Below are 23,504 nucleotides of genomic sequence, written 5' to 3' on the forward strand. Positions count from 1 at the left end.
CCAGCCTCCTCCCTGGACCGGGCGGCCCGGCCGCCCAGCGACCCGGAAACGGAATGAACGTGAGCAGAGACATCCTTCGTGTGCCGGCCTGGCGCGACGAACCGGCGTCGGGGCGCACCGCGCCCCTCGTGACCGGGCGGCTGGTCGTGCTGTGCGACACCCCCGACGCGGACGTGGCCGTCCTGCGCCGGCACCTGCCCGGTGTGTCCGTCGCCCGTGTGGAAAGCCGTGACGACGGGCCCGCCGCTGCCTACGAGCACGCGGCCACCCTGCTGCTCGGCGAGCTCCAGCGGCTGCTGAACCAGCCGGCCGGCGGCGCCCGTTCCGTGCAGGTCGTGTGCCGGGAGGGGACTCCGTACGGCTACGCCGGTCTGCTCGGCATGCTGCGCACCGCCGCGCAGGAGGACCCGGCGCTGCACGGCCAGCTGATCGAGTGCACACAGTGGCCGCCGGGGGACGAGCTCGCCGACCTGCTGCGCACGGAGTCCGGACAGGCGGACGACCATGTGCGCTACACCGGCGGCCGGCGCCAGGTCCGTTCCTGGACGGCGGCCCCGTGCGCGGCGACGCCCCCTCCGGCGTGGCAGCCCGACGGCGTCTACCTGATCAGTGGGGGAGCCGGCGGCGTCGGCCGCCTGGTCGCCGCCGACATCGCACGGCACGCCCCCGGCGCCCGGGTCGTGCTGTGCGGACGCTCGCCGTTGGGCCTCGGGCCGGGGCAGCCGGGCCCGGCGACCGAGTACCGCCGGGTGGATGTCACCGACGCCGCCGCCGTGGCCGAGCTCGTCAACTCCCTTGTGCGTACGTACGGCAGGCTCGACGGGGTCGTGCACGCGGCGGGCCTGGTCAGCGACGACTACGTGATCCGCAAGTCCCACCAGGACGCCCAGCGGGTCCTGGCACCGAAGGCCGCCGGGCTGGTCAACCTCGACGAGGCCACGCGCCGCCTGCCGCTGGACTTCCTCGTGGCGTTCTCCTCCGGCGCCGGGACGCTGGGCAACGCCGGGCAGGCCGACTACGCGGCAGCGAACGGGTTCCTCGACGCCTACCTCGCCCACCGCGCCGGCCTGGCCGCCGCGGGCGAGCGCCACGGCGCGAGCGTCTCGGTCGGCTGGCCGCTGTGGCAGGACGGCGGGATGAGCGTCCCGGCCGAGGACGTGCCGGCGCTCACCGCACGCTTCGGGCGCCCCCTGGAAACGGACACGGCACTGCGGGCCCTGCACGGCGCACTGGCGCTCGGCACCCCACACCTACTGGTCATGGACGAGGAGAGCGGCGTGGACGAGCAAGGCCCGCAGGAGGCGGAGACGCAGCGGACGGGGCCGACGGAGCTGCGGGCCCGTGTGCTGCCCCTGCTGAAGGAACTGATCGCCGAGACGGTGCGGCTGGACGCCGCCCGGCTGGACGCCGCCGCTCCGCTCGACGGCTTCGGCATCGACTCGCTGGCCGTGACCCGGCTCAACCGCCGGTTCGCGCAGTGGTTCGGCGCCCTGCCCAAGACGGTGCTCTACCAGTACCCGACACTGAACGACCTGGCCGGGCACCTGGTGGAGCAGCACGCGGACGGCTGCCGCCGCTGGCTGGACGACGCAGCGGGGGCCGGAGCATCGGCCACAGCGACGGCGTCCCCCGCGGCACCCGTTCCGGGTGCGGCACCGGCGCCGGCCACGACGGATGCGCCGGGCACGGCACAGACCGCTCCGTCCGCCGAACTCCTGCGCCCCCGGCCCCGGGAGGCAAGGAACCCGCGTCCGGCCGGTGCGGACGAGCCGATCGCCGTCATCGGCCTGAGCGGGCGCTATCCGGACGCCCCGACCCTGGAGGCATTCTGGGACAACCTGCGCGCCGGCCGCGAGAGCGTCCGCGAGGTCCCCGCCGAGCGCTGGTCGCTGGACGGCTTCTACGAACCGGACCCGCAGCGGGCCGTGCAGCAGGGCGCCAGCTACAGCAAGTGGGGCGCTTTCCTCGACGACTTCGCTCGCTTCGATGCCGCGTTCTTCGGGATCGCGCCGCGCGACGCCGCCGACATGGACCCGCAGGAACGGCTGTTCGTCGAGACCGCGTGGTCGGTGCTGGAGGACGCGGGCTACACGCGGCAGCGCCTCGCCGAGCAGCACGGTTCGTCGGTCGGCGTCTTCGCCGGGATCACCAAGACCGGCTTCGACCGCCACCGCCCCCCGGCGACCGACGGATTGCCGCCCGCGCCGCGCACGTCCTTCGGATCGCTGGCCAACCGGGTGTCGTACCTGCTGGACCTGCACGGCCCGAGCATGCCGATCGACACCATGTGCTCGTCGTCGCTGACCGCGATCCACGAGGCGTGCGAGCACCTGCGCCACGGCGCGTGCGAGCTGGCCATCGCGGGCGGTGTCAACCTCTACTTGCACCCCTCCTCGTACGTCGAGCTGTGCCGCTCCCGGATGCTCGCCACCGACGGGCACTGCCGCAGCTTCGGCGCCGGCGGCGACGGGTTCCTGCCCGGCGAGGGCGTCGGCGCGGTGCTGCTGAAGCCGCTGTCGGCGGCCGAGGCCGACGGCGACCCCATTCACGCGGTGATCGTCGGCTCCGCCATCAACCACGGCGGGCGCACCAACGGCTACACCGTGCCCAACCCGCGCGCACAGGCCGCACTGATCCGCGACGCGCTGGACCGCGCCGGCGTGTCCGCGGCCGCCATCGGCTACATCGAGGCACACGGCACCGGCACCCGGCTCGGCGACCCCGTCGAGATCGACGGCCTGACGCAGGCCTTCGCTCCCGACGCCGGCGGGAGCGGTGGGTGCGCCCTCGGCTCGGTCAAGTCGAACATCGGACACCTGGAGGCCGCTGCGGGTATCGCGGGCCTGACCAAGGCCGTACTGCAACTGCGGCACGGCGCGTTCGCGCCCACCCTGCACGCCGAGCGGACCAACCCCGACATCGACTTCGCGGCCACCCCGTTCACCCTGCAGACCGGTATGGCCCCCTGGCCACGCCCCGCCGGCGGCGGCCCGCGGATGGCCGGAATCTCCTCCTTCGGCGCGGGCGGCGCCAACGCCCACGTCATCGTCGCCGAGTACCAGGGCACGACGACCGCACCGGCCACGCCCGTCCCGTCCGCGCGGCCGGTGCTGCTGCCGCTGTCCGCCCGGACCACCGAGGACCTGCACGCACGGGCCGCCCAACTCTGCGGTCTGCTCCGCTCCGGCGCCCCTGTGGACCTGCCCGCCGTCGCGGCCACTCTGCAGACCGGCCGCGAGGCGATGGACGAGCGGGTGTGCTTCGTCGCGAGCACCCCCGGGGAATGGCTCGACCAGCTCGGCGCGTTCCTCGCCGACCCCGATCCGGAGGCCGAGGGCCCGTGGTCCCGCGGCCGCGTCAGGGCCACCCGCGAGACCCTGGCCGCCCTGGCGGAGAAGGACGAACTGCGCGAACTCGTCGCCCGCTGGATCAGCCGCGGCGACTGGCACGACCTGGCCGCCTTCTGGGCCAAGGGCATGCCCCTGGACTGGACCCGTCTGCACACCGGCGCGGACACACCCGCACGGGTCCATCTGCCCGCCTACCCCTTCGCCGGACGGCAGTTCTGGTTCGGCCCGGCCGACAGCGAGCACCCGGCGACGAAGCCGGCGGCCGCCCCGTCCCGCACGACGGCAGCCGGTGCCGCCGACAGCCGGCGCATCCTGCTCGACGCCCTGGCCGAGGCCCTGCAGATGCCGGCCGCCGACATCGAGCGCCGCCGCCCCTTCGCCGACTACGGCCTGGACTCCATCCTCGGCGTGAACCTGGTCCACACGCTCAACACGGCCCTCGGCACGGCGCTGGAGACCACCGACCTGTTCGACCACGGCACCGTCGAGCGCCTGCACGCGTTCATCGTCGGTACCTACGGAGACGCGCCGCACGCACAGCCCTCCCCGGCAGCCGACGTCCCGGCGCCGGACGATGACGCCGTCGCCGTCGTCGGGATGGCCGCCCGCTACGCCGACGCCGAGGACCCGCGCGCCCTCTGGGACCACCTGATGGCCGGCCACGACCTCGTCGAACCGGTGACCCGCTGGCCGCTCGGCCAGGACGTGACCTGCCGCTCCGGCAGCTTCGTCCGCGGCATCGACCGGTTCGACCCGGTGTTCTTCGCGATCTCCGGCGTCGAGGCCACCACCATGGACCCCCAGCAGCGCATCTTCCTCGAACAGTGCTGGAACGCCCTGGAGGACGCCGGCTACACCGGCGAACGCCTCATCCATCGCAACTGCGGTGTCTACGTGGGCTGTTACACCGGCGACTACCACGACCAGCTGGACGCCCGGCCGCCGGCGCAGGCCCTGTGGGGCACCATGGGCTCGGTCGTGGCCTCCCGGATCGCCTACCACCTCGACCTCAAGGGCCCTGCTCTCACCACCGACACGTCCTGCTCCAGCTCACTCGTCTCCCTGCACCTGGCCTGCCGCGACCTGCTCTCCGGCGACGCCGACATGGCGATCGCGGGCGGGGTGTTCATCCAGACCACGCCGCGGCTGTACGAGTCGGCGACGCGCGCGGGCATGCTCTCGCCCAGCGGCCGTTGCCACAGCTTCGACGCCCGCGCCGACGGCTTCGTCCCGGGCGAGGGCGCGGGCGCGGTCGTCCTCAAACGGCTCGGCGACGCCCGCCGCGACGGCGACCACATCTACGGCGTCGTCCGCGGCTCGGGCATCAACCAGGACGGCACCACCAACGGCATCACCGCCCCCAGCGCGGCCTCGCAGGAACAGCTCCTCCGTGATGTCCACGCCCGCAGCGGCATCGAGCCGGGCGGTATCCAGCTCGTCGAGGCGCACGGCACGGGTACCCAGCTCGGCGACCCGATCGAATTCCGCGCGCTCACCCGCGCGTTCGAGGGCGCCCCGGCCGGGAGCGCCGTCCTGGGATCGGTCAAGACCAACATCGGGCACACGCAGTTCGCCGCCGGCATCGCGGGCGTCATCAAGGCGCTGCTGGCCCTGGAGCACCGGCAGATCCCGCCGTCGCTCCACTTCCACGAGGCCAACCGGGCCGTCGTGCTAGACGGCAGCCCCTTCACAGTCACCACCGCCCCGCAGCCCTGGACGGCGCCCGCCCACGGCCCGCGCCGGGCGGCCGTCAGCTCCTTCGGGGCCAGCGGCACCAACGCACACGTCGTGCTGGAGGAGCACCCGGCCCCCCAGGTGACCGGCGCGGGCGGGGAGCACGCCTTCCTGCTGTCGGCCCGTACACCGGACGCCCTCCGCACCGTCGCCGAACGGCTGCTCGCCCACCTCGACCGCGAACCCGGTCTGCCCGCCGGCGCCGTCGCCTACAGCCTGGCCGCGGGACGCAGCCACTTCGCTCACCGGCTGGCCGTTGTCGCCGCCGGCCTGCCCGACCTGGCGGCACGCCTGCGCTCCTGGCTGTCCGGCACCGCCGGTGACAGCGTGCTGCAGGGGGAGACCGCCGCGGACCCCCGCCCCGTCGGCGGTGTGCGTGCCCTGGCCCCGGCCGCGCTGGCCGCAGCGTACGTACGGGGCGAGGCCGACCGGTTCGCCGACAGCTTCGCGCCCGCCTTGCGCCGCCAAGTGCCGCTGCCGACCTACCCGTTCGAGCGGCAGCGGTACTGGACCGGCACGACCGGCACGACCGGCTCCCGGGAAAGCGAGGGGCTCAAGGACGCGGCCGCGGCCGCGCATACGGACGGGACCGCGTACCGCCTGCGGCTCGGCGGCGAGGAGTTCTTCCTGGCCGACCACCACGTCAACGGCCGGGCCGTGCTGCCCGGCGTGCTCTCGCTGGAGGTCGCATGCCGTGCCGTGACCGGCACGTCCTTCGCGCCGGTCGGCCTGCGCGATGTCATATGGCCGGAGCCGTTCCCCGTCGGGGATGACGGGGCCGAACTGCGGGTCGATCTGGACGGCGATGCCTTCCGCGTCCTGCGCGACGGCTCGGCCGTGCACGCCCGGGGCCGGATCGCTGCCCCCGGCTCGCCCGTACCCGCGCCGCTGGACGCCCTGCGGGCCCGCTTCGGCCGGCGCACCCTGTCGCGGAGCCAGTGCCGCGAGGCCCTCGACGCCGTCGGCATCCGCCACGGAGACCGCCTGCGCGCCATCGAAACCCTCGCCGTCGGTGACGGTGAGGTCCTGGCCCGGCTCGTCCTGCCCGACGGCGCCCACGACGGCGCGTTCGCGCTGCACCCCGCGATGCTGGACAGCGCCGTCCAGGCCGTCGTCGGCCTCTACGGCGACGCCGCCGGCACGCTCGACGAGCAACGCGGCGCGCCCGCACTGCCCTTCGCCCTGGACGCCGCCGACCTCTTCGCCCCCACCACGGAGCGGATGTGGGCCCACCTGCGCCACACCGAGGGCTACGCCCCCTCGGCCGACCGGGACGTGACGAAAGTGGACATCGATCTGTACGACGACAACGGACGGCTCTCCGCGAGCCTGCGGGGATACGCCTTCCGCCGCATGACCGCCCTGCACGGCGAGGCCACCGCCCTGCACGGCGAGGCCCCGCGCGCGACGCTGCTGGCACCGGTGTGGGACGCCCAGCCCGCCGTGCCCGCCTCGCCCTGGCCCCACCCGCAGACCCGCGTCGTGCTGCTGGGCGGCACCGCCGAGGAACAGGACGGGCTCCGTCGCCGCTACCCGGACGCCACCGTCCTGGATGTCCGCGCCGACGAGCCGGCCGACCGGCTGGCCGCACGGCTGCCCGCCGGCGCCGAGCACCTCTTCTGGCTGGGGCCCGTGTCGGAAGTCCCGTCGTCCGCCCGGAGGGCCGGCCCGACCGGCGACGCGACCGGCGACCCGGCGGCCGCGCGGCACGACGGCGCCATCGCCGTCTTCCGCCTGGTCAAGGCGCTCCTGGCCGACGGCGCGGACGCCCGTGAACTGGGCCTGACCCTGGTCACCCGGCAGGCGCGCATGCTGCCGGGCGACACCGGTGCCGACCCCGCCCACGCCGGTGTGCACGGCCTGGCCGGCACCCTGGCCAAGGAGTACCCGCACTGGCGGATCCGTGTGGCGGACATCGAGGCGGACGGCCCCGTGCCGTGGCCGGCTCTGCTGGACCTGCCCGCCGACCCCCGCGGCGAGACCCTGGCCCACCGCCACGGCGAGTGGTACCGCCTGCGCCTGCTGGAGACGGACGGGCCCGGCCTCGCGGCCGCCCCGCGCGAGCCCGGCGGCGTCATCGTGGCCATCGGCGGCGCCGGCGGCATCGGCACCGTGTGGACCGAGCACATGATGCGCCGTCACGGCGCCCGGGTCGTCTGGATCGGCCGCCGCCCGCTGGACGCCGCCATCGCCGCCCGGCAGGAAGCCCTGGCAGCCCACGGCCCCAAGCCGGACTACGTGCAGGCCGACGCGACCGACCGCGAGGCCCTGCGCCGCGCCTGCGACGAGATCGTGCGCCGGCACGGCCCCGTGCGCGGCGTCCTGCACACCGCGATCGTCCTCGGCGACCAGACCCTCGCCCGGATGGACGAGGACCGGTTCCGCACGACCTACGCCGCCAAGGCCGACATCGCCGTGAACCTCGCCGAGGCCTTCGCCGGCCAGCCGCTGGACTTCGTCGCGTTCTTCTCCTCCATGCAGTCCTTCTTCAAGGCCCCCGGCCAGGCCAACTACGCGGCGGGCTGCACCTTCGCCGACGCCTACGCCGAGCACCTGTCCACCCGGCTCGACTGCCCGGTCAAGGTGATGAACTGGGGATACTGGGCCGGCGTCGGCGTGGTCACCGCCGACGGCTACCAGCAGCGCATGGCGCAGCTGGGCCTGGGCTCGATCGAACCGGACGAGGGCATGGCCGCCTTCGACGCCCTACTGGCCTCCCCGTACCCGCAGCTCGCGCTCCTCAAGGCCACGGACACCCGCAGCATCGACGGCCTCCACGACGAGGACTCCCTCACGCACCCGGCCGTCACCGCCCCGTCCCTGATCAGCGCGCTGGCCGAGGACCGCCCCGACCGCCGCGCCGAGATCGCGCAGCTGCGCCAGAAGGCCGACGGGCACGCCGGAGCCATGCAGGACGCGCTGGTCCGTATCACCTGGGCGCTGCTGCAGTCCCTGGGCCTGTTCCGCGACGGCCGCGCGGCCACCGCCGCCGAGTGGCGCGCCGTCGGCGGCATCGAGGACCGCTACCACCGCTGGACGGAGCACACCCTCGCGGTGCTCGCCGACGCGGGCCACCTGCGCCGCGAAGACGAGGACAGGTACGCGGCCCTCGACACCCGTACCGGATCTCTCGACGACGCCTGGGCCGACTGGGACCGGGCGCGGCAGCAGTGGCTGGCCGACGACGCCAAACGCCCCCAGGCGACCCTCGTCGACACGACGCTGCGCGCCCTGGCCGGCATCCTCACCGGCCGCCGCCCGGCCACCGATGTGATGTTCCCGAACGCCTCGCTCGACCTCGTCGAGGGCGTGTACAGGAACAACCCCGTCGCCGACTACTTCAACGACGTGCTCGCCGACACCCTCGTCGCCTACCTCGAACGGCGCCGCGCGGCCGACCCGTCGGCGCGCCTGCGCATCCTGGAGATCGGTGCCGGAACCGGCGGCACCAGCGACACGGTCTTCCGCAGGCTGCGCCCGTCGGCCGGGCACATCGAGAAGTACAGCTACACCGATATCTCCAGGGCGTTCCTGCTGCACGCGCAGCGGGAGTACGGCGAGAGCGTCCCGTACCTGGACGCACGGCTCTTCAACGCCGAACAGCCGCTGGCGGGGCAGGAAGTGGCCCCCGGCGAGTACGACATCGTGATCGCCACCAATGTGCTGCACGCGACCCGCAACATCCGCAGGACGCTGCGCAACGCCAAAGCCGCCGCGCGCCCGAACGCCCTGCTGCTGCTCAACGAGCTCAGCGACAACATCCTCTTCAGCCACCTCACCTTCGGCCTCCTGGACGGCTGGTGGCTCTACGACGACCCGGCGCCGCGCATCCCCGGATCTCCCGGCCTGGCGCCGGAGAGCTGGCGGCGAGTCCTCGGCGAGGCCGGCTTCCGCGCGGCGTTCGTCGCCGCCGAGGGCGCCGACGACCTCGGTCAGCAGGTGATCGTCGCCGAGAGCGACGGTGCGATCCGCCAGCCGCGCCCGGACGGCGAGTCCGCCTTCCGCGGCACCCTCCCGAAGGCCCTGCCGCAGGCCGCGGTGCCGGAAGAGCCCGCCGCGTCACAGCCCGCCCCGGCCGCCACGGCCGGTCGTGACCGCGACGAGCTCTTGGCGGACCTGGCCCGTGACCACTTCCGCGGTCTCGTCGCGGACACGCTGCGGCTGCCGGTCGCCGACATCCGCGCCGATGTGTCCTTCGACCGCTACGGCATCGACTCGATCCTGGTCGTCCAGCTGACGGAAGCGGTCCGCAAGGGGCTCGACAACGTCGGCAGCACGCTGTTCTTCGAGGTACGGACGGTCGACGGCCTCGTCCGGCACTTCCTCCGCACCCAGCCCGCCGCGCTCGCCGCGCTGGTCGGCCTGAGCGACGGCACCGCAGCGCCCCCTCACGAGCAACTCGCTCCGGCCGCCCGGCCGGAGCCCGCGGACCAGCCGCGGACGGCCTCTGAACCGGAGCCTGCCGGCACGCCGGAACAGACCGGCACCCCGGCCCCCGTCAACGCCGCCGAGCCGGCCGCCGGGGCGGACCCTGCCGAGCAGGGCATGGCCATCGCGATCGTCGGCATGGCAGGCCGCTACCCCGGCGCGCCCGACCTGGACACCTTCTGGGAGAACCTGCTCACCGGCCGGGACAGCATCACCGAGATCCCGGCCGGGCGCTGGGACCACAGCCGCTACTACGACGCGCGTCGCGGCGTGCCCGGCAGGACGTACAGCAAGTGGGGCGGATTCCTCGACGGGATCGACGAGTTCGACCCGCTGTTCTTCGGCATCTCGCCGAAGGCGGCGTCCATGATGGATCCGCAGGAGCGGCTGTTCCTGCAGTGCGCCCACACCACGCTGGAGGACGCCGGCTACACGCGCGGCGCCCTGCGCGCCGCCGCCCGCGCCCGGGTGGCCCAGGACGCCGGTGACATCGGGGTGTTCGTCGGCGCGATGTACTCCGAGTACCAGCTCCACGGTGCCGAGTACAGCGTGCGCGGCGAGCCGGTCGTCGTGCCGGGGAGCCTGGCGTCCATCGCCAACCGTGTCTCGTACTTCCTCGACGCGAGCGGCCCCAGCGCCACCGTCGACACCATGTGCGCCTCGGCGCTGTCCGCCATCCACCTCGCCTGCGCCGCCCTCCAGCGCGGGGAGTGCGGTGCCGCCCTGGCCGGCGGGGTCAACCTGTCGGTGCACCCGGGCAAGTACCTGATGATCGGCGAGGGCCAGTTCGCCTCCAGCGACGGCCGCTGCCGCAGCTTCGGCGAGGGCGGCGACGGCTACGTGCCCGGTGAGGGCGTCGGCGCGGTGCTGCTGCGCCCCCTCGCCGACGCCGTCGCCGACGGCGACCGCATCCTCGGCGTGATCCGCGGCACCGCCGTGAACCACGGCGGCCACACGCACGGATTCACCGTGCCGAACCCGCTCGCACAGGCGGCGGTCATCCGCAGCGCCTGGCGCCGCGCCGGAGTCGACCCCCGGGACATCGGCTGCATCGAGGCGCACGGCACCGGCACCTCGCTGGGCGACCCGATCGAGATCGCCGGGCTGAACGCGGCCTTCGCCGAGTTCACCGACGCACGGAACTTCTGCGCCATCGGCTCGGCGAAGTCCAACATCGGCCACCTGGAGTCCGCGGCGGGCATCGCGGGCCTCGCCAAGCTGCTGCTGCAGATGCGGCACGGCACGCTCGTACCGTCCCTGCACGCCGAACGCGTCAACCCGGAGATCGACTTCGCCGACAGCCCCTTCGTCCTGCAGCGCGAAGCCGCGCCCTGGCCGAGGACCGGCGGACGCCCGCGCCTCGGCGGCCTCTCCTCGTTCGGCGCGGGCGGCTCCAACGCCCATGTCGTGGTCGAGGAGTACGTCGAGGAGCACACCGGCAAGGACCTCGCGCCAGGGGCGCCCGCGCACCGTGGCGAACCCGTCGTCGTGGTGCTGTCCGCCGCCGACGAAGAGCGTCTGCGCGAGTCGGCCGGCCGGCTGCGTGACGCCCTGCGGACGGAGCGGTGGAGCAGCGCGGACCTGCCCGACATCGCCTACACGCTGCAGGTCGGCCGCGAGGCGATGCCCGCACGCTTCGCCGTGGTCGTCAGCGCACTTCCCGCCCTGGCCGACGCGCTGGACGCCTGCGCGCTCGGCGGCGGGCTGCCCGCGGGCGCCTACCTCCACGGCGGCGGTGACCGGGGCGACGCGGTCAGGGACTTCCTCACCGACGAGGACTTCCAGGAGACGGTCGCGCGCTGGGCACGGCGCGGACGGCTCGCGCCGCTGGCCGAGGCCTGGACCAGCGGCCTGGCCGTCGACTGGGCCCGCCTCCACACCGAGGGACCAAAGCCGCGCAAGGTCGCACTGCCCGGCTACCCGTTCGCCCGGGAGCGCTACTGGTACACCGACGGACTGCCGGAACTCGCGGACCTCTCCGCCCCGTTGGGGGACGCCGCACCGCGGCCCGCCCCACCCGCTGCCGAGGCGACCGCGCCCGCGACGACGCCCGCCGTGCCCGCTCCGTCGGCTGCCGAGGTGGCCGCGCCCGCGACGACGCCCGCCGTGCCGGCCCCGCCCGCCAACTCCTACGAGCTTCCCGCGGGGCACCTCACCCTGCACCCCGTCTGGGAGCCGGCCCGGCTGCTGCGCGGCAGCCCCTACCCGTCCGCGGCCTCCCGTGTGGTGGCGATCGGCCTCGAACCGGATGTCCTCGCCGAGCTGACCGCCCACCGCCCGCAGACCGTGGTGCTGGACACCGGCGCGTCATCCGCCGAAGAGGTGCGTGCCGAACTCGCCGTCCTGGGCGACTTCGACCACGTCGTCATGCGATTCCCGACCGCGGCCACCGCCCACGGCGCCGAGGCGCAGATCAGCGCGGAGCGCGCGGAGATCCGGGGCATGTTCCGCGTCCTCAAGGCGCTGGCCCTCACCCGGGACCAGCAGCGACTCGGGCTCACCCTCCTGACCACCGGCGCGTTCGACACGGGCGGCTCCGCGGCCGCCGACCCGGTGCAGGCGAGCCTGCACGGTCTGATCGGCGGCCTGGCCAAGGAACAGCCGCACTGGCGCATCCGCGCGGTCGACCTGGCCGACGGTGAACCGTTCGTCGCCGACGAGGTCTTCGCCCTGCCCGCCGACCGCCGCGCGCACCCGCTTGCCCGCCGCGGCGGCCAGTGGCTGCGCCGCCAGCTCCTGCCGGTGGACGCCACCCCACCGCCCACTGAGCCCGTGCTGCGCCGCAACGGCGTCTATGTGCTCATCGGCGGCGCGGGCGACCTCGGCGTGCTGCTCAGCGAGTACCTCGTACGGCAGCACGACGCACACGTCGTATGGGTCGGCCGCCGCGCCGAGGACGAGGACATCCGGGCCAAGGCGGCGCGGACCGCAGCGGGCGGGCGGACCCCCGTCTACCTGTCCGCCGACGCCTCCGACCCCGGCGCGCTCGCCCGCATGCGGGACGAGGTCGTCCGCCGCTACGGCCGCATCGACGGCGTGGTGCACCTGGCGATGGTGTTCAGCCACACGCCGCTCGCCCGGATGACCGAGCGCGAGCTGGAGGCCACCCTCGCGGCCAAGGCCGACCCGTGCGTGCACTTCGCCGAGGTCTTCGCCGGCCAGGACCTGGACTTCATCCTGCTGGTCTCCTCACTGGTGAGCTTCATCCGCAACTCCCACCAGGCGCACTACTCGGCGGCCTGCGCCTTCGAGGACGCGCGCGCCGACGCCCTGCGCAAGGCGCTGGACTGCCGGGTCAAGGTCGTCAACTGGGGCTACTGGGGCAACGTCCCCGACGAGCTGCTGCGCGACGTGACCTCCATGGGACTGGCCCCGATCGACCCGGCCACGGCGATGGGCGCACTGGAACGCCTCCTGGCCGGCCCGCTCGACCAGATCGGCTTCATGCGCCTGGGCCGCCCGCTGCCGGTCGAAGGGGTGCTCACCGCAGAGGTGTTGACCCCGCAGGCGCACGGTGCGGCGGCCCGCGACGGCGCCGCGGCGGTCGCCCTGCCCACCGGCCTGGCCGCGTACCAGGCCGGCCCGGTACCGGGCGAGATCGACGCGTCCCTGCTCCGCCGCCTCGCCGCCGAGCTGCGCCGTGCGGGTCTGGAGGAGCCGCGCCACGGCCTCCCCGAATGGAAGGAGCGGGAGGGCGTCGACACACGGTTCGACGGCTGGCTCTCGGCCACCCTGCGCGTACTCGCAGAGCACGGGATGATCGACGACCAGGGCCGCTGGAACACCGGCAGCCCGGCCGCCCGGGATGCCGAGGCATGCGGCGCCGACTGGGCCGCGCAGACGCCCCGGTGGGCCGCCGCCAACCCGGATCTGCGCGCACCCCTGAACCTGCTGGACCAGACCCTGCCCGCGCTCACCGACATTCTGTGCGGCCGGGTGCGCGCCACCGATGTGCTGTTCCCCGAGGGAGCGTTCTCCCTCGTCGAAGGCGTCTACCGTGACAACCGCGTGGCAGCGCACTTCAACGCCGTCCTCGCCGAACACGTGGCGGCCTTCCTGCGCGCTCGCCGGGACGCCGATCCGGGCGCCCGCCTGCGCGTGCTGGAGATCGGCGCAGGCACCGGCGGAACCACCGGGCCCGTGCTCGACCGCCTCGCCCGCGAAGGGCTCGACCTGGCCGAGTACTGCTTCACCGATCTGTCCCAGGCCTTCCTGCAGAACGCCCAGGACACCTTCGGGCCGGGCCGCGACCACCTCACGTACCGCATCTTCGACGCGGCCGGGCACCCGCACGCCCAGGGGCTCGAAACCGGTGCCTACGACGTCGTCATCGCGGCCAACGTGCTGCACGCCACCGACAACATCCGCCCGGCCCTCCGGCACGCCAAGGCGCTCCTGCGCGGCAACGGGCTGCTGGCTCTCAACGAGATCAGCGGCTTCTACCTCGTGAACCACCTCACCTTCGGCCTGCTCGACGGCTGGTGGCTCCACGACGACGCCGAACTGCGCGTGCCCGGCAGCCCCGCGCTGTCGCCGCAGGCCTGGCAGCTCGTCCTGGACCAGGAAGGCTTCACCGGCATCCGCCATCCTGCGCGGGACGCCCTGGCGCTGGGGCAGCAGGTCGTCGTGGCCCACAGCGACGGTCTCGCCCGCAGCCCGCGCCTGCTCCCCGCACCGCCCGAGGCGAGCAGCCCTCCGGCCCGGCCGCAGGCGGAGCCCGCGGCGCAGGCCCCTGCCTCCGCCCTGGCCCGGACCGTCACGGACGTGGTCCTGGCCGAGCTGGCCGACGCGCTGCGGATGCCCGCCGAACGGATCGGCCCGGACCAGGCGTTCGCCGACTACGGCCTCGACTCCATCGTCGGCGTCCGGTTCGTCCAGCGCCTCAACGAGGAGCTGGGGACCGACCTGCTGACCACGGTCATCTTCGACCACCGCAGCGTGTCGCAGCTCGCCGCCCACATCGCCGGGACCCACCGGCCCCAACTGACCGCCCCTGCCGCGCCGTCCCCTGCCGCCCCGGCACCGGTGCCCGCACCGGAAGCCGCCGGAGCACCGCACGCTCCCGGAGGGCGCGAGCCCCTCGCCATCGTCGGGATCAGCGGCCGCTTCGCGCAGTCGGACGACACCGATGCCCTCTGGCAGCACCTCGCCGCCGGCCACGACCTCGTCGGCCCGGTCGAACGGTGGGACCTCTCCGGCTACAGCCAGGACGAACTGTCCTGCCGCGCGGGCAGTTTCCTCGACGGCATCGACCAGTTCGACGCCCGCTTCTTCAACCTGACCGGCCTCGAAGCCACCTACACCGACCCCCAGCAGCGGCTGTTCCTCGAACAGGCGTGGACGGCCATCGAGGACGCCGGCTACGCGGGCTCCTCGCTGGACGGCCGCCGGTGCGGCGTCTACGTCGGCTGCACCGGCGGCGACTACCCCCAGTGGTTCGAGGACGCGCCGCCCGCCCAGGCGGCATGGGGCAACGCGCCCTCGGTCGTACCGGCGCGCATCGCCTACCACCTGAACCTCCAGGGCCCCGCCATCGCGGTCGACACCGCCTGCTCCAGCTCGCTGGTCGCCATCCACCTCGCCTGCCAGGGGCTGTGGAGCGGCGAAACCGATATGGCCCTCGCAGGAGGCGTCAGCGTCCAGACCACCCCGGACACCTACCTGGCGGCCGGCCGCGGCGGGATGCTCTCGCCCACCGGCAAGTGCCACACCTTCGACGCCGCCGCCGACGGATTCGTACCCGGCGAGGGCGTGGGCGTCGTGGTGCTCCGCCGCCTGTCCGACGCACTGGCCGACGGCGACCACATCCACGCCGTGATCCGCGGCTCCGCCGTCAACCAGGACGGGGCGACCAACGGCATCACCGCCCCCAGCGCCTCGTCGCAGGAGCGCCTCATCCGCCAGGTGCACACCGAATTCGGCATCGATCCGGCCGAGATCGGCATGGTCGAGGCGCACGGCACCGGCACCCAGCTCGGCGACCCCATCGAATGCCAGGCCCTGGTCGGCGCGTTCGGCACCGCCGGCGGCCGCGACACCTGCGCACTCGGCTCGATCAAGACGAACCTCGGTCACACCACCTCCGCCGCGGGCGTGGCGAGCCTGCTCAAGGTCGTGCTCTCGCTGCGGCACGGCCAGATCCCGCCGTCCCTCCACCACTACGAGACCAACCCCGCGATCCGACTCACCGAAAGCCCCTTCCACGTGAACACCACGCTGCGGCCGTGGCAGCCCAACGGCCAGGGGAAACGCGTCGCGGCCCTGAGCGCGTTCGGCTTCAGCGGCACCAACGGCCACCTGGTCGTGGAGAACGCCCCGGCCCGTGACGGGCGCCGGCAGTCGGCGGACGAGCTGCTGTTCGTCCTGTCCGCCCAGCAGCCCGAGGCGCTGCACCGCCGCGCCGCGGACCTGCTGGCACACCTGCGCCGCACACCCGACGCCGCACTGGGCGATGTCAGCTACACGCTGGCGGCCGGGCGGGACCACTTCACCCACCGCGCGGCGTTCGTCGCCGCCGACCGCGACACGCTCGCACACCGGCTGGAGGCCTGGCTGGCCGCCGGGCGGAGCGACACCGCCGGCGGGCGCGGCGACACCGAGCTGGAGCGCGCCCGGGCCCGGTACCTGAACGGCGAAGAGGTCGACTTCGCGCCGCTCTTCTCCGGCCTCGACGTACGCCGCACGCCGCTGCCCACCTACCCGTTCCAGCGCAGGAGTTACTGGCCGACGGCCGCCGCTCCGCGCCGACGCCACCGGGCCCCGGAGCCCGCGAACGGCCCTGCCGCCGCCCCGCCGCCCGAGCCCGCCCGGCCCGCCCCCGCGCAGCGGACGCCGGAAAGGGACGAGGCGACCGTGCGGTACCTGGCCGGCGAACTCCTGCTGGCCGAGCTCTCCCGCGTGCTCATGATGGAGCCCGACGAGATCGACCCGCAGGCGTCCTTCTCCGACTACGGCGTGGACTCGATCCTCAGCGTCAGGCTGGTCGCCGCGGTGAACGAAGCCCTCGCCGTCGATCTGCCGAGCACCGCACTGTTCGAACACAGCTCGCTCGACCGGCTGACGGACCACCTGGTCGCCCGGTACGGGGTGCAGCTGCGGTCCTCCGGCGCGGTGCGCGAGCCGGCAGCCGGCACCGGAGCGGCCCCGGCGCAGGACGGCCACGGGCACGCCTCCGGGGCTCCGTCCGCCGCTCCAGTTGCCCCCGTCGCCTCCGCCGGAACGCACGCCGTGCCCGCTCAAGCTCCCTCGGAAGCCCCCGCGGACGACCCGGCCGACGACGGCATCGCCGTGGTGGGCATCGCCGCCCGCTTCGCGCAGTCACCCGACGCCGCCGCTCTGTGGGCACACCTCGCCGCGGGCGACGACCTGGTCGGCGAGGTCACCCGCTGGGACATGGCCAAGGAGCTGGGCGAGGGCGCCCCGCGCCAGTACGGAAGCTTCGTCGACGACATCGAGCGCTTCGACGCCTGGTTCTTCCGCATGTCCGGCAAGGAGGCCACCTACACCGACCCGCAGCAGCGCATCTTCCTGGAGGAGTGCTGGCACGCCCTGGAGGATGCGGGCTACGCCGGTGAACGGCTCGACGGCCGCGGGTGCGGCGTCTACGTCGGCGGTTCGCCCAGCGATTACCAGCAGCTGACCGGCGAAGACGCGCCACCGCAGACACTGTGGGGCAACATCTCCTCGGTCATCGCCTCGCGGATCTCCTACTTCCTCGATCTGCAGGGCGCGGCGCTGTCGGTCGACACGGCCTGCTCCAGTTCGCTGGTGGCCGTTCACCAGGCATGCCAGGACCTCCGTCTGGGCAACACGTCCATGGCCCTGGCGGGCGGAGTCTTCGTCCAGTCCACGCCGATCTTCTACCGGTCCGCCGTGCGGGCGAACATGCTGTCCACCCGCGGACGCTGCCACACCTTCGACGAGCGCGCCGACGGCTTCGTGCCGGGGGAGGGCGCCGGTGTGGTCGTGCTCAAGCGGCTCGCCGACGCGCTGCGCGACGGCGACCAGGTCTACGGCGTGATCCGCGGCTCCGGCATGAACCAGGACGGCACCACCAACGGGCTCACCGCGCCCAGCGCCGGATCGCAGGAACGCCTCCTGCGCAGCGTGCACGAGCGCGCCGGCGTCGACCCCGGCGGAATCCAGCTGATCGAGGCGCACGGGACCGGCACACCGCTGGGCGACCCCATCGAGTTCGAGGCTCTGCGCGCCGCGTTCGGCGACGCGCCCGAGGGCGGCTGCGCCCTGGGGTCCGTCAAGACCAACCTGGGGCACACCCAGTTCGCCGCGGGCGTGGCCGGCGTCATCAAGGTGCTGCTGGCGCTCAGGAACGAGCAGCTGCCCCCGTCACTGCACTTCCGCCGGGCCAACCCGGCGATCACGCTGGAGGGCAGTCCCTTTTACGTCAACACCGAACTGCGCCCGTGGCCCGCACCCGCCGACGGTCCGCGCCGCGCCGGCGTCAGCTCGTTCGGCGCCGCTGGCACCAACGCGCACGCGCTGATCGAACAGGCCCCCGCCGTGGAGACCACCGGCCACGGTCCCCGGCAGGCCTGGCTGATCCTCCTGTCGGCACAGGACGACGCCGGCCGCCGCGCCCAGGCCGAGCGCCTGCTGGACCACGCCCTCGCTCACGAGGACCTGGACCTGGGCGACGTGGCCTACACCCTGGCCACCGGGCGCCGCCACTGCAGCCACCGCTGGGCGTGCGTGGCCACGGACCGCGAGCAGTTCGTCGCCGCCCTGCGGACCTGGCTGTGCGACGGCCGGGCCGAGGGCGTGGTCACCGGTGAGGCGCCCGACGGGCACCGCCGCCAGGACCCCGCCGTGCGCGCCCGCGCCGGCGTCCTGATGGCCGAGCCCGACCGTCACGACAGCCTCACCGAGCTGGCCGGGCTCTTCGCCCAGGGGCAAGATCTGCGCTTCGCCCCGCTGTTCGGCGACGGCTGCTTCCGTATCGTGTCCCTCCCGGCCTACCCGTTCGCGGGCGAGCGCTACTGGGTCGGATCACGTCCGGCGGCCCCCGCCGCCCCCGCCGCGCCCCCGGTACCCGTTGCGGTCCCGTCGCCGCTGGAAGGCCGCCGGCTGACCGGTGAGCCCGGCCTGCCGTCCTTCGCCGTCGAGCTGACCGGCCGCGAGTTCTTCCTCGACGACCACCGGGTGCGCAATGAGCCGGTGCTCCCCGGCGTGGCCTATCTGGAGCTGGCCTACGCGGCGGCCCGCGCCGAGGGCCTTGACCCCGCCAACGCCCGCCTGCGCAACGTCGTCTGGTCGCACCCCGCACGGATCACCGGGCCGACCCCGGTCGAGACCGCACTGCGGCCCTGCGCGGACGACGCCTTCACCTACGAGATCACCACGGCGGCCGGCGGCGAACAGCCCGTGGTCCACGGGCAAGGACGCATCGAACGGTGGGAGACACCGTCACCCGCGCGCCTGGACATCGCCGCGCTGCGCGCCCAGTGCGATGTGCGCACGCTGGAACACGACGACTGCTACCGGCTCTTCGACCGCATGGGCATCGGCTACGGCCCGGCCATGCGGGGTATCCGGCGGATCCACATCGGCGCCGGGCTCGCCGTCGCCCGCCTGAGCCTGCCGCAGGCCGCCCGGGACGGCGCCGGCTGGGACCTGCACCCCTCGGTGCTCGACGCCGCCGTACAGGCCACCCTGGGCCTGTCACTGGCGGCGGACACCGGCACCGACACCGTGGCGGCGGCACTGCCCTTCGTCCTGGAGGAGGTGCAGCTGCTCGCGCCCAGCCCGGCTAGCGGGTGGGCCGTGGTGCGGCCCGCAGCGGGCGACCGCGGCGGAGCCGTACGCCGCACCGACATAGAACTGTGCGACGACGACGGAAAGGTGTGCGTACGCCTGCTCGGGTTCACCGCACGCATCCTGTCCGCCGCTGACGACTCCGACGGCACGAAGAACACCGGGGACGCGACGCTCACCCTCATGCGCGCCGGCTGGCGCCCGGCCGGGCCCACCCGGACCTCGCCTCCGCCGGCGCGGCACGAGGTGCTGCTCGGCGGACTCGCAGGGATCGACCCGGCGGCGGTCCAGGACGGGCTCCGCGTGCCCTGCACCGCACTGCCCGCCGACGGCGACCTGGCCCAGCGGTTCACCCGCCAGGCCGAGACGCTGCTGGCCCGCCTCCAGCAGCTCGTCCCGGCCACCCGCGACGGCCGGATCCTGCTGCAGGTGGTCGTGCCCGTCGACGGCGAGAACCGGGTCCTCGCGGGCCTGGGCGGCCTGCTGCGCACGGCCCGCATGGAGCACCCCAAGCTGCTGACCCAGCTCGTCGAGGTGGAGACGCCCGTCGACACCGCGACGCTGTGCGCACGCCTGCGCGAGGCTGCGGCGAGCCCCGACGACGTGGCCGTGCGGTACTCCGGCGGGCAGCGCCGGGTGCCGCAGTGGACCGCCGTCGAGGACGCCCGGCCGGCCCGCCCGTGGAAGGCCGGCGGCGTCTACCTCCTCACCGGGGGAGCCGGCGGGCTCGGCGCACTGTTCGCCCGTGAGATCGCCCGGCAGGCGCCCGGCGCCGTCCTCGTGCTCTGCGGGCGCTCGCCGGAAGGCCCCGCCCAGCGTGAACTCCTGCGCGAAATCGACGACTTGGGAGCGTCCGCCACCTACCGGGTGCTGGACGTCGCCCGGCGCGACGCCGTGACCGCCTGCGTGAACACCGTCGTCGCCGACTACGGCCGCCTCGACGGCGTCGTCCACACCGCCGGTGTGGTGCGCGACGGCTACCTGGCCCGTAAGAGCGCCGACGAGCTGCGAGAGGTCCTCGCCGCCAAGGTCGCCGGCTTCGTCCACCTCGACGAAGCCACCGCCGCTCTCGACCTGGACTGCTTCATCGGGTTCTCCTCACTCTCGGCCTACGGCAACCAGGGCCAGGGCGACTACGCGGCGGCCAACGCCTTCATGGACGCCTACGCCGGCCTCCGCCACGAGCGGGTGGCCAGGGGCGAGCGCCGCGGCCGCACGCTGGTCGTCGGCTGGCCCTTGTGGGCCGACGGGGGGATGAAGGTCGACGGCGCCACCGAACGCCGCCTGCACGACAGCGTCGGCATGGTGCCCCTGCGCGCCCCGCACGGCGTGGAAGCGCTGGCACGCGCCTACGGCACCGGCGACCCGCACGTCCTGGCCGTCTTCGGCGACCGCGCCCGCATCGACGCCACCCTCCTGGCCGCCCCGGAGGCCACCGGCGCCGCACCGGCGGTGACCGCACCCGACCGCGCCGCCCTACGCGCGTTGGTCCTCGGCCGCGCCATCGGCCACGCCTCCGCCGTGCTGGGCGTGCCGGCCGAGGAGTTCGACGGCGCGGTGGAACTGGGCGAGTACGGGTTCGACCCGGTCTCGCTCACCGGGTTCGCCGCCCGCCTCACCACGGAGTTCGGGCTCCCGCCCGTGCCCAAGCCCTTCCCCGAACACCTCACCCTGGGAGAGGTCGTGGACCACCTTCTCGACAACCACCCCGATCGCTTCGGGACGGTCCCGCCGGCTCCCGCGCCCGAGCGCGCCGCCGGGCCCGACAGCGCCGCCGCGCCCCTCGCCGCGGCCGACCGGGAGCGCCAGCGCAAGGCGCTGCTGAAGAAACTGACCGCCCGCGTGTCCGACCTGCTGGACGTGCCCGCCGAGCGGATCACCGGCACGGCCGAGATGACCCGCTACGGCTTCGACTCGCTCTCGTTCATCGGCTTCGCCAACGCGCTCAACGCCGACTTCGGGCTCTCGCTGGCACCGACCCTGTTCTTCGAGAACCCCACCCTGGACGGGGTGGTCGGCCACCTCCTCGACCACCACGCCGACCGCGTCGCCCCCACCGCGGCGGAGCAGCAGGAACCGCGCACGGCGGCCCCCGCCGCCCTGGAGCCCGCCGCCCCCGAGCCCGCCACCGCCCTCACCACCCCGTCCCGTACGGATGCGCCCGGGAACGAGCCGATCGCCATCATCGGCATCAGCGGCCGCTTCCCGATGGCCGACGACCTCCGAGCGTTCTGGGAGAACCTCAGCGAAGGCCGCGACTGCACCCGTGAGGTCCCCGCGGACCGCTGGGACTGGCGCGCCCACTACGGCGAACCCGTCAAGGAGCCCAACACCTCCAACGTGACCTCCGGCGGCTTCATGGACGGCGTCGGCGACTTCGACCCGCTGTTCTTCGACATCTCTCCCAAGGAAGCGGAGCTGATGGACCCGCAGCAGCGCCTGCTGATGCTGTACGTGTGGAAGGCGCTGGAGGACGCCGGGTACTCCGCGGGTGCCCTCGCGGGCACGAACACGGCCCTCATCGCCGGCACCACCAGCACCGGCTACAGCACCCTCGTCACCCGGTACTCGCCGGTGATCGAGGGCTACGACATCACCGGCGCGGCCCCCTCGATGGGCCCCAACCGGATGAGCTACTTCCTTGACCTGCACGGCCCGAGCGAGCCCGTCGACACGGCCTGTTCGAGCGCGCTCGTCGCCCTGCACCGCGCCGTCCAGGCCATCCGGGACGGTCAGTCGGACATGGCCATCGCCGGCGGGGTCAACACCATGGTCAGCGTCGACGGGCACATCAGCATCTCCAAGGCGGGCATGCTCAGTCCCGAGGGCCGCTGCAAGACGTTCTCCGACACTGCGGACGGCTATGCCCGTGGTGAGGGCGTGGGCATGCTGGTGCTCAAGAGCCTGTCGGCGGCCGAGCGCGACGGCGACCACGTCTACGGCCTCATCCGTTCGACGGCCGAGAACCACGGCGGCCGCGGCAGCTCCCTGACCGCGCCCAATCCCAAGGCCCAGGCCGCCCTCCTGCGCGAGGCCTACGGGAAGGCCGGGATCGACCCGCGGACGGTCGGCTACATCGAGGCCCACGGCACCGGCACCAAGCTCGGCGACCCGGTCGAGATCAACGGTCTCAAGGCCGCCTTCCGGGAGTTGTACGAGGAGCGCGGTGCGGTGGTGGAGGAGGCGCACTGCGGTGTCGGGTCGGTGAAGACGAATATCGGTCACCTGGAGCTGGCGGCGGGTGTCGCCGGTGTGATCAAGGTGCTGCTTCAGATGCGGCATCGCGCCCTGGTCAAGAGCCTGCATTGCGACACGGTCAATCCGTACATCGACCTCGACGGCAGTCCGTTCCATCTCGTGCGCGAGCGGCAGCCCTGGCCCGCCCTGCGTGACGGGGAGGGCCGTGAGCTGCCGCGGCGGGCCGGTGTGAGCTCCTTCGGCTTCGGCGGCGTCAACGCCCATGTCGTCCTTGAGGAGTACGTGCCGCGCCCCGCCCCCGAGCCGGACCGGGCACCCACCGCACCGGTCCCCGTCGTCCTGTCGGCGAGCCACCCCGACGTGCTGTGCGAACTCGCCGCGCGCTGGGTGGACGTCCTGGGCCGCGGCGACTACGACGACACCGACATGGCGTCGATCGCCTACGTCACGCAGACCGGACGCACACCCATGGCCGAGCGCCTCGCCTGCCTGGTCCGCACGACCGGCGAACTCAGGGAAGCACTGGAGTCCTGGCTGCGCGGCGAGCCCACGGCCGATGTCTTCCGCGGCACCGTCCCGCGCGGCGTCGAACTGCCGGAAGCACCGGCCGGGTTCGGCCCGCACGACGACCACGCCACCCCGGGCCGGCACGACTGGGCCGCCCTGCTCCAGGCATGGGTGAACGGCGCCCCCCTCGACTGGGAACGCCTCCGCGCCGGGCGCCGCCCGCGCCGGATCGCCCTGCCGACCTACCCGTTCCGCCTCCGGCGCTACTGGGTCGACACCACGCGCCCCGCGAACGGGAACCGGCCGGCGGCACTGCACCCGCTGGTGCACACGAACGCGTCGGACCTGGACGAGCACCGCTACACCTCGCACTTCACCGGCCGCGAGTTCTACCTCGCCGACCACCGGGTCCAGGCCCGGGTGGTGGAGACGGTCTCCGGCTGGCGGCCCGGCCGCCGGCCCACCGCCTCCGGAAGCCGCGCGGACGCCGTGCCGGTGCTGCCGGCGGTGGCCTAC

1 protein-coding gene (running past one end of the window) is annotated in these 23,504 nt (G+C 74.1%); it reads left to right on the forward strand.

What is annotated here, in order from left to right; genetic code table 11:
- Positions 1-59: 59 nt before the first annotated feature.
- Positions 60-23,504 carry the 5' portion of an SDR family NAD(P)-dependent oxidoreductase gene (locus STRNI_RS37855; RefSeq protein WP_277412862.1) on the forward strand. The gene runs 852 nt beyond the window's last position, so only the first 23,445 of its 24,297 coding nucleotides appear in the window; the start codon lies at positions 60-62; its stop codon lies beyond the right edge, outside the window.

Source organism: Streptomyces nigrescens (genome assembly GCF_027626975.1).
GTDB lineage: Bacteria > Actinomycetota > Actinomycetes > Streptomycetales > Streptomycetaceae > Streptomyces > Streptomyces nigrescens.